The sequence below is a fragment of the Stenotrophomonas sp. genome (assembly GCF_032099025.1).
Classification (GTDB): Bacteria; Pseudomonadota; Gammaproteobacteria; order Xanthomonadales; family Xanthomonadaceae; genus Stenotrophomonas.
Map to the genome: position 1 here is coordinate 4280 of NZ_DAMCID010000036.1, position 12577 is coordinate 16856.

13 protein-coding genes, 2 tRNA genes and 1 other RNA gene are annotated in these 12577 nt (G+C 68.4%); 9 read left to right on the forward strand and 7 right to left on the reverse strand.

Annotated features, from left to right (window positions below; translation table 11 throughout):
- Window positions 1–169: 169 nt before the first annotated feature.
- Window positions 170–874 carry a protein phosphatase 2C domain-containing protein gene (locus RT456_RS17810; RefSeq protein WP_313348559.1) on the reverse strand — a complete coding sequence of 235 codons (705 nt, stop codon included), beginning with the start codon at window positions 872–874 and terminating at the stop codon, window positions 170–172.
- 170 nt (window positions 875–1044) lie between these two features.
- Between RT456_RS17810 and RT456_RS17815 the strand changes: the two genes are divergently transcribed.
- Together RT456_RS17815 and RT456_RS17820 are read left to right on the forward strand one after the other, a co-directional pair.
- Window positions 1045–1135: transfer RNA gene (locus tag RT456_RS17815), tRNA-Ser, on the forward strand.
- A gap of 229 nt (window positions 1136–1364) precedes the next feature.
- Complete coding sequence (locus RT456_RS17820; RefSeq protein ID WP_313348561.1) at window positions 1365–1769, forward strand: DUF6165 family protein; 405 nt, start codon at window positions 1365–1367, stop codon at window positions 1767–1769.
- A 108-nt stretch (window positions 1770–1877) separates the two neighbouring features.
- On the opposite strand, the gene RT456_RS17825 is transcribed toward RT456_RS17820, so the two are convergent.
- Complete coding sequence (locus RT456_RS17825; RefSeq protein WP_313348563.1) at window positions 1878–2927, reverse strand: glycosyltransferase family 9 protein; 1050 nt, start codon at window positions 2925–2927, stop codon at window positions 1878–1880.
- A gap of 21 nt (window positions 2928–2948) precedes the next feature.
- Between RT456_RS17825 and RT456_RS17830 the strand changes: the two genes are divergently transcribed.
- A complete protein-coding gene (locus RT456_RS17830) occupies window positions 2949–3698 on the forward strand; it encodes a 3-deoxy-D-manno-octulosonic acid kinase (RefSeq protein ID WP_313348564.1) in 750 nt (249 codons plus the stop codon).
- Window positions 3698–4456: an MBL fold metallo-hydrolase gene (locus RT456_RS17835; RefSeq protein ID WP_313348566.1), complete on the forward strand. Its 759-nt coding sequence runs from the start codon at window positions 3698–3700 to the stop codon at window positions 4454–4456. The genes RT456_RS17830 and RT456_RS17835 overlap by 1 nt, the downstream gene beginning before the upstream one ends.
- Window positions 4457–4588: 132 nt before the next feature.
- Here the strand turns inward: RT456_RS17835 and ffs are convergent.
- Window positions 4589–4685, reverse strand: an RNA gene (gene ffs / locus RT456_RS17840) — signal recognition particle sRNA small type.
- 283 nt (window positions 4686–4968) lie between these two features.
- On the opposite strand from ffs, the gene RT456_RS17845 reads away from it, so the two are divergent.
- Window positions 4969–5286 (forward strand): multidrug efflux SMR transporter, encoded by a 318-nt coding sequence (locus RT456_RS17845; RefSeq protein ID WP_313348567.1) that lies wholly within the window; start codon window positions 4969–4971, stop codon window positions 5284–5286.
- 330 nt (window positions 5287–5616) lie between these two features.
- Here RT456_RS17845 and RT456_RS17850 read toward each other — a convergent pair.
- Window positions 5617–5709 (reverse strand) — tRNA-Ser (locus tag RT456_RS17850).
- Between the two features lie 136 nt (window positions 5710–5845).
- Between RT456_RS17850 and dnaX the strand changes: the two genes are divergently transcribed.
- From dnaX to RT456_RS17870, 4 genes are read left to right on the forward strand one after another with little or no spacing between them, the layout of a single operon-like run.
- Window positions 5846–7768 carry a DNA polymerase III subunit gamma/tau gene (gene dnaX / locus RT456_RS17855; protein WP_313348569.1) on the forward strand — a complete coding sequence of 641 codons (1923 nt, stop codon included), beginning with the start codon at window positions 5846–5848 and terminating at the stop codon, window positions 7766–7768.
- 6 nt (window positions 7769–7774) lie between these two features.
- Window positions 7775–8095 (forward strand): YbaB/EbfC family nucleoid-associated protein, encoded by a 321-nt coding sequence (locus RT456_RS17860; protein ID WP_313348571.1) that lies wholly within the window; start codon window positions 7775–7777, stop codon window positions 8093–8095.
- Window positions 8096–8097: 2 nt separating this feature from the next.
- Entirely contained in the window at window positions 8098–8694 is a 597-nt protein-coding gene (recR, locus tag RT456_RS17865) for a recombination mediator RecR (protein ID WP_313348573.1), read from the forward strand.
- Window positions 8695–8732: 38 nt separating this feature from the next.
- Window positions 8733–9092 carry a histidine triad nucleotide-binding protein gene (locus tag RT456_RS17870; protein WP_313348574.1) on the forward strand — a complete coding sequence of 120 codons (360 nt, stop codon included), beginning with the start codon at window positions 8733–8735 and terminating at the stop codon, window positions 9090–9092.
- Between the two features lie 69 nt (window positions 9093–9161).
- Here RT456_RS17870 and RT456_RS17875 read toward each other — a convergent pair whose 3' ends face one another.
- The 3 genes from RT456_RS17875 to RT456_RS17885 are packed head-to-tail and all read right to left on the reverse strand — an operon-like array spanning window position 9162 to window position 12560.
- On the reverse strand, window positions 9162–9686 hold the full coding sequence (locus tag RT456_RS17875; protein ID WP_313348576.1) for a Slp family lipoprotein: 525 nt from the start codon (window positions 9684–9686) through the stop codon (window positions 9162–9164).
- Window positions 9683–11629 carry a DUF3488 and transglutaminase-like domain-containing protein gene (locus tag RT456_RS17880; protein WP_313348577.1) on the reverse strand — a complete coding sequence of 649 codons (1947 nt, stop codon included), beginning with the start codon at window positions 11627–11629 and terminating at the stop codon, window positions 9683–9685. The genes RT456_RS17875 and RT456_RS17880 overlap by 4 nt, the downstream gene beginning before the upstream one ends.
- Window positions 11622–12560 carry a DUF58 domain-containing protein gene (locus RT456_RS17885; protein ID WP_313348602.1) on the reverse strand — a complete coding sequence of 313 codons (939 nt, stop codon included), beginning with the start codon at window positions 12558–12560 and terminating at the stop codon, window positions 11622–11624. Before RT456_RS17885 ends, RT456_RS17880 begins: the two co-directional genes overlap by 8 nt.
- Window positions 12561–12577 lie beyond the last annotated feature (17 nt).

Here is a 12577-nt window from a genome sequence, read left to right on the forward strand (position 1 = left end):
AGAGGGTTACCGATGGCGTGCCTAGTGGCAGCGCACCAGGATGACGGTGATGTTGGCAACCGGCGCCTGCGGCACCCGTTGCCCACGCATTCCACCTTGACCCCGCGCCGTTGGCGCGCCCCCTTCAACAAGAAGGGGGCTCTTCTCCAGAGGGTTACCGATGGCGTGCCTAGTGGCAGCGCACCAGGATGACGGTGATGTTGTCCGAGCCGCCGCCGTCGAGGGCCGCGGCCACCAGGGTATCCACGCATTCCTGCGCGCTGGCGTCGTCGTAGGCCAGGGTGCGGGCGATGCCGCTGTCTTCGACCTCTTCGGTCAGGCCATCGCTGCACAGCAGCAGCTGCATGCCCGGGCGCAGCTCGCCGGTGGTGGTGGCCACGTTCAGATGCGCCGGATCGGTCACGCCCAGTGCCTGGGTCACCACGTTGCGGTGCGGGTGCGCGCGCGCCTGTTCGGCGGTCAGGTTGCCCTGCGCCACCATTTCCTGCACCACGCTGTGGTCCTGGCTGAGCTGGGCGAGCGTGCCGTCGCGCCACAGGTAAGCACGGCTGTCGCCGACCCAGGCCACTTCATAGCGGTTGCCCTGTACGCGCGCGGCCACCACCGTGGTGCCCATCGGCAGGCTGTCGTTGCGGCGCCGCGAGGTGCGGATGATTTCCTCGTCGGCCACCCGGATCGCGTGGGCCAGCGAGGCGCCCTGGCGGATCTCGCGCACGATCGTCTCGCGCGCCAACGCGCTGGCGACTTCGCCGCAGGCGTGGCCGCCCATGCCGTCGGCCACCAGCCACAGTGCCAGCTCGCCGTCCCCGTAGTAGGTGTCCTCATTGAGGTCACGGCGCAGGCCAGGGTGGGTGAGGTGTCCGAATTCGATCATGGCGGGCGCGGGCCGGGGAGTGTAGTGCTGAGGGATAACGGCATGATCGCGGCCCTGCGGACATCCGGCAAGGCATCGATACAGAAGAAATTCATCGAAAGCCGGAGAATGGCTTGCCGTCTGCGCCTCCTGACCGTATTATTCGCTCCCCGGTTCGCCGGGGACCATCTGGAGAGGTGGCAGAGCGGTTGAATGTACCTGACTCGAAATCAGGCAGGCGTTTATAGCGCCTCGGGGGTTCGAATCCCCCCCTCTCCGCCAGATACGCAAAAAAGGCTGCCCATTGGGTGGCCTTTTTTGCGTCTCCGACGTCGAGGGGGGATTGCAACGGCGCGTTGCGCGGTCGCTGCGGAATCCCTTCGCCGGCAGAGCCACGCCCTGCGTGGCTGTTGTTCCCCGGAATTCCTCAGCCACGCAGGGCGTGGCTCTACCGGATACGCCGCAGGTGCCTATTCGCTAAACTGGCCTTATCCAAGACGGAATGCCCCCCATGACCGCAGAAATCCTCGTTCCCGTGTCCTTCGGCGAACTGCTCGACAAGATCTCCATCCTGCAGATCAAGTCAGAGCGCATCAGCGACGCGGCCAAGCTGGCCAACATCCGCGCCGAGCTGAGTGCGCTGGAAAAGACCTGGATGGCGCACCCGGCCGGGGTCAAGGACATCGCGCGGCTGCGTGCCGAACTCAAGGCCGTCAACGAGCGGCTGTGGGACATCGAAGACAACATCCGCCTGCAGGACAAGGCCCAGGCCTTCGACGACCACTTCGTGGAACTGGCCCGCAGCGTCTACCTGCAGAACGACGAGCGCGCACGCATCAAGAAGGACATCAACCTGGCGCTCGGCTCGGCCTACGTCGAAGAGAAGTCGTACAAGGACTACGCCGGCCGCGGCTGAGCGTCACGGAGGTGCCCAGCCGCGCCGACTGGGTAGAGCCGACTGTTGGTCGGCTGCTCCACCAACGGCCGCTGCCGACCAACAGTCGGCACTACCGTCAAGAAAGGGTCAGGCGGGGCGGTGATCGGTCACGTACCGCTCGAACGCGGCAATCCCGTCGTCCACCGTGATCAGTTGCATCACGTCGTCGAACTCGATCTTGGTGCCCCACTTCAGTTCGCTCGCCGGCTTGCCCAGGAACCTGCGCGCGGCATCGTCATAGCGGTCCACGCAGTAGCCGCGGTCCGAGTACGGGCCGCTGCGGTGTGGATTGCTCGCCGCATGCAGCCCCAGCACCTTGGCGCCCACCGCGTTGGCGATGTGCATCGGGCCCGAGTCCGGCGTCATCACCAGCGCCGCGCGGGCCAGCAGGGCGGGCAGCTGCTTGAGGGTGTCCTTGCCCACCAGGTCCAGCGCCGGTACCTCCAGCTGTGCCTGGATCGCATCGGACATGCCGCGCTCCAGCTCGCTGCGCCCGCCGCACAGCACCACCCGCCAGCCGCGCGCTGCGGCGTGGTTGGCCACCGCGGCATAGCGGTCGGCATACCAGTTGCGGCGTACGTGGCTGGAGCAGGGGGAAATCATCAGCACCGGCCGGCCATCGTCCTGCCACTGCGCCTGCGCCCATTCCACCGCCGCCGGCGGTGTTGCCAGGTCCCAGCTCACCTCGGTCTGGCGGAGGCCCAGCGGCTCGCAGAAGCTGCCGATCGCATCCAGCACGTGGATGCCGGGGCGGTCGGGAATGCGTTCGTTGATAAAAAGACCGTGAAGGTCCTTCGAGCGGGCCTTGTCATAGCCAATCCGGCGGCGCGCCGGCACGAAGGCCGACAGCACATTCGCGCGGAAGGCTACCTGCATCTGCAGCAGGGCCTCGAAACGGCCGGGCGGCAGCTCGGCGCGCAGCGCACGCATGCCGGCCAGCCCGGTCTTCTTGTCGTACGCATGGAACACCACCCCCGGCAGGCCATCGAGCAGCTTGTGCCCGGCCTTGTCGATGACCCAGTGCAGTGGCGTGCCCGGCCGTGCCTGCTGCAGCGTGCGTACCAGGGGCACCACGTGGGTCACGTCGCCCAGCGCCGACAAACGCAAAAGACACAAGGAAGAGGACGTTGATGCCATGGTGTTGTTAGACTCGAAGGAATGGTCGCATTCGACGCCACTGAAGCGCTGACGCCTTGCCGTGATGGACGCGGCATGGGTGCCATTCTGTTCGACCGCGAACGGCTGCGGCAAGCCGAGATGAGCCTGTTCTCGCCGGCGCACTGGGGCGAGCGGGCGCGGCCGGTGGGCGACGGCGGCCGCGGCGGCGCCTGGTTCGTCGATGCGCCGTTCGGTCAATGCGTGCTGCGCCAGTACCTGCGCGGCGGCATGGCGGCCAAACTCAGCCATGACCAGTACCTGTGGCGCGGGGCCAACCGCACCCGCAGCTTCGCCGAATTCCGCCTGATGCGCGCCCTGCGCGCGCTCAAGCTGCCGGTGCCGCGCCCGATCGCCGCGTTCTACCTGCGCGACGGCATGCGCTACCGCGCCGCGATCCTGATGGAACGCCTGGAAGGCGTGCGTTCGCTGGCCGATCGCGCGCTGGTGGCCGGCCGTGGGGCGCCCTGGGAGGAAACCGGGCGGTTGATCGCGCGTTTCCACCGCGCGGGCCTGGACCACGCCGACCTCAATGCCCACAACATCCTGTTCGATGCCAACGGCCACGGCTGGTTGATCGACTTCGACCGTGGCGTGCAGCGCATTCCGGCCACCGGCTGGCGCGAGCGCAACCTCAAGCGCCTGCACCGCTCGCTGGTCAAACTGCGCGGCGAGCGCAGCCACGATGACGTGGAAAAGGATTACGCGCGCCTGCGTCGGGCCTATGACCTGGCCTGGAACCGGGGCTACTGATGGACTGGGCGCTGCGTTTCATGGGGGTCGGCAATGCGTCGGCCGTGCAGCTCGGTTCGCCGATGGCGGTGATCGAGCGCGCCGGCCAGCCCTGGCTGACCATCGACTGCGGCGGGGAAGGGCTTACCGCCTTCCAGGCCCAGTACGGGTGCATGCCCGATGCGGTGTTCGTCACCCATGTGCACCTCGATCACGTGGCCGGCTTCGAGCGGCTGTTCGTGGACGCCTATTTCTCGCCGCAGCGCCGCGGTCGCATCCGCTTGTACGTGCCGGCCACCGTGGTGCCGCTGCTGCACCGGCGCGTGGCCGACTACCCGAACGTGCTGGCCGAGGGCGGGGCCAACTTCTGGGACGCCTTCCAGCTGATCGTCGTCGGCGATGCCTTCTGGCACGACGGGGTGCGCCTGGAGGTCTTCCCGGTGCGCCACCACTGGCCCGAAACCGCTTACGGCCTGCGCCTGCAGGGCGCGCTGGTGTGGAGCGGCGACACCCGCCCGATTCCGGAAATGCTGGCGCGGCATGCGGCGGACAACGAGTTGATCGCGCACGACTGCGGCCTGCACGGCAACCCGTCGCATACCGGTGTGGACGATCTTGAGCGCGAGTACAGCGCTGAACTGCAGGCGCGGATGATGCTTTATCACTACGCCAGCGAAGCCGATGGCGAGGCCCTGCGCCTTCGCGGCCACCGCGTGGCGATGCCGGGCGAGTGCGTCGTTCTGTCGGACCCGACGGCCCCGAAGGTAACCCCCCCGTAGAGCCGCGCCCTGCGTGGCTGCGCCGCGGAGGCGGGTGGCTACGCGGCGGGGTAGAGCCGTCTGGTAGAGCCGTCTGTTAGACGGCTGCTTGTTTTGTAGGCGGCTGCGTTTGCACCGCCCAAAAAGGTGGCGGCCCCGCCGGCTGACCTCGGCGCCCGCGTCGATCGATACCGTTGCTGCCTTCCGGCCCTGGCGGGATTTTCGACCTAGCGTCGCGAGGGGCCGACGGGGCCACCATAGAGACGGGTTGCAGGCAGGAACGTGTCCTGCAGTGCAGCCATGCATTCTATCCCAACCGGCGCGGGCAGCGCCAGCCGCGCAATGATCCCCTTGCGCCACGTAACAACACGCCATGCGTGTCCCAGGCAGACCTGAACACCCCGTATCCCCAACGACCTGGTTCACCCCACGCCAACCCCCACCCGCTAAAATTCCCGCACATCTGGAGGAACGGCCTCCCCCGCATCGGGCATCAATGACCAGGACGACCTGGCCCCATCAAAGGAGGCCATATGGCCTGGATCTATCTACTGGCAGCCGGTGTACTCGAAATCGTCTGGGCCTTCGCCATGAAGCAGTCCGACGGCTTCAGCAGGCTCACCCCCTCGCTCATCACGTTCGCCGGCATGATCGGCAGCTTCTGGCTGCTCGCCTTGGCGATGCGCAGCCTGCCGCTGGGCACGGCCTATACGATCTGGACCGGCATCGGTGCGGTCGGCGCGTTCATCATCGGCATCGTGTTCCTCGGCGAGCAGGTCAACGCGATGCGGATCGCGGCGGCGGTGCTGATCGTGAGCGGCCTGGTGTTGATGAAGGTATCGAGTGCGTAAACGCGCAGGACGCCATGCGTGGCTTCGCGGTGCCAGATCGCAGGGGCACGCCATGCGTGTCTGCGCGGTGCTGAACGAAGGGCAGCCACGCAGGGCGTGGCTCTACGGCGTTGAACGTGACGGTAAGGTGGCCGCTTCATTGCCGGGGATTGCGGCCCCCATCCATGGGGCCGCCCCTCCGCGCGCAAGCGCGCTGCCGGGGCCAGCCATTCGGCTGTCCGGATTCGCTCCGGGCGAATCCGTCGAACCCCCGTCCGGTGCTTCTCGTCCCCCTCTCTCCGCCGGGCAAACGCAAAAGGCCGCCCCTGGGGGCGGCCTTTTGCGTTTGTCTGGCGGAGAGAGGGGGATTCGAACCCCCGAAGCGCGGTTTAGACGCTTACACACTTTCCAGGCGTGCTCCTTCAACCGCTCGGACACCTCTCCGGACCTGCTGCGATAACCCGCTGCAGGGGCGCAGATTCTAGCGGGGGAATTGGAATCGCACAAGCGGTATGCATCAGGGGGCAGGGGGGCTGGACAGGCATGGCACAATGGACGTTCCGATGAAGACGGTGGCCTGATGTCCTATCTCGTCCTTGCCCGCAAGTGGCGTCCGAAGCGTTTTGCCGAGTTGGTGGGCCAGGAACACGTGGTCCGCGCGCTCAGCAATGCGCTGGACAGCGGCCGGGTGCACCACGCATTCCTGTTTACCGGCACGCGAGGGGTCGGCAAGACCACCATCGCGCGCATTTTCGCCAAGTCGCTCAACTGCGAACAGGGCACCAGCGCCGACCCGTGCGGTCAGTGCCCGTCCTGCCTGGACATCGATTCCGGGCGTTATATCGACCTGCTGGAAATCGATGCCGCGTCCAATACCGGCGTGGACGATGTCCGTGAGGTGATCGAGAACGCCCAGTACATGCCCTCGCGCGGCAAGTACAAGGTCTACCTGATCGACGAAGTGCACATGCTGTCCAAGGCGGCGTTCAATGCGCTGCTGAAGACGCTGGAAGAACCGCCGGAACACGTGAAGTTCCTGCTCGCCACCACCGACCCGCAGAAGCTGCCGGTCACGGTGCTGTCGCGCTGCCTGCAGTTCAACCTCAAGCGCCTGGACGAGGACCAGATCCAGGGCCAGATGACCCGCATCCTGGCCGCCGAGGAAATCGAGTCCGATCCGACCGCGATCGTCCAGCTTGCCAAGGCCGCCGATGGCAGCCTGCGCGACGGCCTGTCGCTGCTCGACCAGGCGATCGCCTATGCCGGCGGCGCGCTGCGTGAGGACGTGGTGCGCACCATGCTGGGCACCGTCGACCGGACCCAGGTGGCGGCCATGCTGGAGGCGCTGGCCGACGGCGATGGCGTGCGCCTGCTGCAGGTCGTGGCCGCGTTGGCGGAGTTTTCGCCCGATTGGAGTGGCGTGCTCGAAGCGCTGGCCGAAGCGCTGCACCGCATCCAGGTGCAGCAGCTGGTGCCGGGCGCCCAGGCCGACGGCGAGGGCATCGATGCCGCCGCCTTCGCCCAGCGGCTGCGCCCGGAAGTGGTGCAGCTCTGGTACCAGATGGCGCTCAGTGGCCGCCGCGACCTGCACCTCGCCCCCAGCCCGCGCGCCGGGTTTGAAATGGCCGTGCTGCGCATGCTCGCCTTCCGCCCGGCCGCCGCCGTGCCGCCCGTGCCGCGTGACCCGGGCACCGGCACCGACGTGGGCACCGGTGCGCGGGGCGCCGAGCAGGGGGGCATGGCCGCCGCGCCGGCTGCCGTTGCCACCCCGGTAGCAGGTGCCGTCCCCGTGGCCGCCGTAGCCGCGCCGGTCGCGGCCCCCGTGGCACCGGTCCCCCCGGCTGCCGCGCCGAAACCGACACCCGCGCCCGTGGCCGAACCGGCTGCCGAAGACGATCCGCCGCCGTGGCACCCGGCCGGCGCCGACGACCGCGACGAGGCGCTTGCCGTGGAAATGGCCGGTCCCGACGCGGCCATGGCGGCCCCGTGGGAAGCCCCGCCGGCACGGCCGGCTGCTCCGGCTCCGGCGGCTGTTCCGGCACCGACGCCGCGCCCGCAGGGCATCGCCATCGCCCCGCCGTCCGCCGCCGTGACGGGCGGTCCGGTGAACCTGGAGTCGGCCGAAACCTGGCTGGAACTGGTCACCCAGAGCCACTTGAATGGCCCGTCGCGGCAGCTGGCCGCGCATGCCGCGTTCATCGGATTCCAGCACGGCGTCTTGAAACTGGCGGTATCGCCCGGATTTGAGTACCTGTGTTCGGACCGTTCGCTGGCGGCCTTGAGCGAGGCGCTGTCCGGCCCGCTCGGGATGACCCCGCAGATCGTGATCGACCAGCACGGCAACGCCGAGGCCGAAACGCTGCACCAGCGTGCCGACCGTCAGCGTGGCGAACGACAGCAGGCGGCCGAAGCCGCCTTCATGGCCGACCCGTCGGTGCAGCTGCTCATCCAGCAGCATGGCGCGCGGGTCGTGACCGATTCCATCCGTCCTTTTGATGAGTAACCAGACATGCGCGGCAACATCGCCCAATTGATGCAGCAGGCCCAGAAGATGCAGGAAAACCTGCAGAAGGCCCAGGAAGAACTTGCCAAGCTGGAAGTCACCGGCAGCGCCGGCGGCGGCATGGTCAGCGTGACCCTGACCGGTGCCAAGGAGTGCCGCAAGGTGCGTATCGATCCGTCGATCCTGTCCGATGCGGAAATGACCGAAGACCTGGTGGCGGCTGCCTTCAACGATGCCTCCAACAAGATCGACGCCGAGTCGAAGAACCGCATGGGTTCGGCCACTGCCGGCATGCAGCTCCCGCCCGGCATGAAAATGCCGTTCTAAGCGTGAGCCTGCCCCTGCTCGAGCAGTTGATCGAGGCCTTCCGCGTGCTGCCGGGCGTGGGCCAGAAAACGGCCCAGCGCATGGCCTACCACGTGCTTGAGCGCGAGCGCGAGGGCGGGAAGAAGCTGGCGGAGGTGCTGGCCAAGGCGATTGAACGCATTGGCCATTGCGCGCAGTGCCGCGATTTCAGCGAGAGCGAGATCTGCGCGGTCTGCGCCAACGGCAGCCGCGAACGGCAGCAGCTGTGTGCGGTGGAATCGCCTGCCGACCGGCTGGCCATTGAAACCGCCACGGGCTTCCGCGGTGTGTACTTCGTGCTGCAGGGACGGTTGTCGCCGTTGGACGGTGTCGGCCCGCGCGAGCTGGGCCTGGACCAGCTCGAGGCACGCCTGAAGCAGGGCGAGGTGCAGGAGCTGATCATCGCCACCAGTGCCACCGTCGAGGGCGAGGCCACCGCACATTACCTGGCGCAACTGGCGCGTGCCCACACCGTGCGACCCAGCCGCCTGGCCCAGGGCCTGCCGCTGGGGGGCGAGCTGGAGTACGTGGATCGCGGCACGCTGTCGCACGCGTTCGGCACCCGTACCGAAGCGACCTGACAACGTCCGCTGCTACCGACACACATCCAAGGTGATTCATGAGCCAAGACACGCTGTTCGGAAAAATCATCCGCCGCGAGATTCCCGCCACCATCGTCCATGAAGACGACGAGGTGCTGGGCTTCAAGGACATCGCACCGCAGGCCCCGGTGCACGTGTTGTTCATTCCGAAGAACGAGGCCATCCCCACCCTGGATGACGTGCAGCCTTCGCAGGCCCACCTGATCGGCAAGCTGGCGTTGGCCGCAGCCGACTACGCGCGCCGCGAAGGCTTCGCCCAGGACGGGTACCGCATCGTCATGAACTGCCGCGAACATGCCGGGCAGACCGTGTTCCACATCCATCTGCACCTGCTGGCCGGCGCACCGCTGGGGCATTTCGGCGTCCCCAGCGCCTGACCGGGGACGCTGTTGGGTGGGCCCACAAAAAAACGCCGCCCCGAGGGGCGGCGTTTTTCGTTCAGGCAATTACCACCAGCCCCAACCACGGTAGCCCCAGCCCGGACCCCAACCCGGACCCCACGGCCCGTAGGGGTACATCGGGACCACGTCTACCTGGCGCTGTTCCGGCCACAGGTAGACCACGTCCGCCTCCAGCTTGGGCAGGCGGTAGTCGTATTCGCCGATGCGGGTGTTCTCATACCCGGCAATCTTGCCGATGAAGGTCACGTCGCGGCCTTCCTCGAACACCGCCGGGTCGTAGAAGCCGGCGCGGCAGGCAATGAAGCGCCCATCGCTGGCGTCCGACGAGGTGGTGGACGGGCGGCCGCTGCCGTTGAGCGGGCGCGACAGCAGCTGGAAGCAGGTCTGGCCCTGGCCCGGCACGGTTTCGATGATGCGACCGCCCCAACGGACCGGCGTGCCCACCTGCTGGCTGGCAACCGAGTCGCGTGGATTGACCACGCTGAACTGCCCCTGCAGCGGCTTGGGGGCCGTGGCACAGGCCGCCAGCGCCAGTGACGCAGCGAGGGGAAGCAGAATCTTGACGTTCATGAGGTTGCTCCGGTGGACGGGCGATGCCTGTGCAGGTCGCGCACGAGTGAAGGGTCGAGCTCAGCGCCAGCGTAGCGCGCCTGAACGAAACGGTTGCTGAGCGAAATCAGCGGCGGGTCGGGTTGCTCACGGTGGACACGCTGCGCCCAGTCCGTGGCGGTCTCCGACGGTCCCCGTGCCAGGCCATGCCGCGCGTAACGCCGCCCCAGCCGGTGCCAGGCCCGCAGCAACGGATCGCGCTCGCGTTCGCCCCGGGCCAGCAGCCATGCCATCCACCCTAGCGCCGCGGCTGCGAAGGTAGTGAAAATGCCGATCAGCTGGGCCGGTTCCAGTGTGTCGATGCCCAGCGGGCGCAGCAGCTGCTGCTGGCGGTTGGCGTCGAAGGACAGCACCAGGTCGTTCCAGCCGCGGCGCAGGAAATCGCCCACCTGGCCCAGCTGCAGCCAGCGGCCTTCCAGCGTGGTGCCGCCGTCGGTGCCCAGCCGGTCTTCCAGTGTGTCGTAGATGCGCTCGGGAGCCACCGCCGCCGTCGGGTCCACCCGGACCCAGCCGCGCTGCGGCAGCCATACCTCGGCCCAGGCATGCGCGTCCATGCGGCGTACCACGTAGTAGTTGCCATAGGGATTGCGCTGGCCGCCGGCAAAGCCGGTCACCACCCGTGCGGGAATGCCGGCGCTGCGCATCAGCACCACGAACGACGAGCTGAAGTGCTGGCAGAAACCGGCCTGCTGGTCGAACAGGAACTCGTCCACGCTGTGCCGGCCCGGTGCCGGCGTGGACAGCGTGTAGGCAAAGCGCGAGCGGATCCAATCCAGTGCGCGCGCAACGATCGCGGCATCGTTGCTGCCCGCCTCCTGCCGCCACTGCAGGCCCAGCGCCAGCGTGCGCGGATTGAGGTCGGGCGGCAGCTCCAGCGTCGCACGGCGCTGGAAGGTGCCAAGCGGTTGGGTGTACGCCGCTGCAGGGGCCGACTGCAGGCGCCAGCGGGTGAGGGCGGACAGGCTGCGCACGCTGTGCAGGCTGTAGTTGCCATCCAGCGTGCTGCCTTCCGGTGCCTGCAGCGGCAGGTCCAGCGCCACCAGCTGGCGGCGGTCGGTAGGCTCGTAGTCGATCTGGTAATCCCAGCGCGTGGCCGCGCGGGTCACGGTGGCGGGCGCGCGCTGGTCGGCATAGGGGTCCTGGTCCCAGCGGCGCCCATCGAAGCGGGTCATTACCGGGCCGCGCCAGTAGCGCTGCTCGGGTGCGGGTGGCGTGCCGAAGAAGGTGACGCGCAGCGCGGGGGCATCGTCGGCCATCAGGTCAAGCCACTCGGCCGGCTCCATGTGGTCGGACAGGCCCGGTTTGCCCACGGCACGTTCGGGCAGGCCCCAGAGCGGTTCGCTGAGGCGCGGGAACAGCCAGAACGCCGCCAGGGCCAGCGGCAGGCCCAGTGCCACCAGCTTGCCCACCCCGCGCAGCTGTCCGCCCAAGGCGGCGTTGGGCGCCTGTCCTTCGGCGCGCGCCAGCTGTTGCAGGGTCAGCAGGGTGGCCAGCGCCGCCGCCACGGCCAACCCCATGGTCAGCGGCCCCTGGTCGAGCAGGAAGGCCGAGAACGGCGCGAACAGCGCAAAGCCCAGCAGGCTGCGTGCATCGCGCAGGCTGCGCAGCTCGCTGGGTTTGATCGCCAGCATCGCCGCCAGCAGCGCACAGCCAGTGTCGCGGCCCGGGCGTGCACCCAGTTGCCAGTACACCGCGGCCAGCATGCCCATCACCAGCAGCAGGCGAATGGGGCCGGGCAGGACGCGCTGGCCGGAGAGCAGGGCCGTCACCACCGCCACCAGCGCGAACACGCTGGCCAGCAGCGGTGGCAACTGCAGCAGCAATGGGATCAGCGCCAGCGCGCCGCTGGCCAGCGTCCAGCGGCGGGCGGCAGGCGTAAGCAGGGAAGCGGGAAGGTCAGCCATGCGGCATCAGCGCCAGGGCGCGTTGGCAAAGGTGGTGATGGCTGTCGCCTTGGCTGGGCCCGAGCACCGGGTTGCCCGGCAACTGCAGCGTGTAGCGGCGCCCCTCGCGTTCGGCCAGATCGACCCAGCGTGCCAGGCGTGCGATGCGCGCCTCCCCCGGGAGCGGGGCAAGCTGCCGCCAGTCCAGCAGGACGTCCACGCCCACCGGTTTCTCGTATTCGCGCACCAGCAGGCTGTCGCGGCGCGCCGAGTGTTTCCAGGCAATGCTGCGCGGCGGGTCGCCCGCGCGGTACGGGCGCAGCTGGTGCAGTTCGTCGCCGCTGGCATGCACGCGCGTGTGCAGCGGGTCGCCACCGCCCTCGGGCAATGCCGGTGCGTGGGCTTCGGGCGTGGCGTAGACCAGCAGCGGCGTATCCGGCCACACCCACGACCACGCGCGCACCAGTCCCAGCGGCTGCGTGGTGGAGATGCGGATGCGATCCAGATCCAGCCAGCCACGTTGATGGGTGGGCAGCGCAAGGTCGACTTCAACCTGGTCGGCGTCCACCAGGTGGCCGAACGCCACCGCATCGCCGAGCGCCAACTGCAACCCACGACGCGGCCGCGCATCGGCGCGCGACAGACTCACCCGCAGCCGCATCGGAGCACCGGCTACCACCGGGTCGGCCGACACCGAATCCACCTGCAGGCCGGACAACTGCAGGTGCGCACTGAACGTGCTGGCAATCGCCACGGTGGTCAGCAGCAGTGCCAGCAGCAAGGCCGGGTTGTTGTTGTAGTTCAGCGCGCCCAGCAGCATGACCAGCAGCAGCAGTGTCACGAACAGGCCGAAGCGGGTCGGCAGCACGTAGATGCGGCGCCGCTCCAGCCGGCGTGGCAGTCCCTCCGGGCGGCGCGGGCGTGTGTAATGCCGGCCGCTGGCCGGCAACATCGCATGCTTCAAGCGGT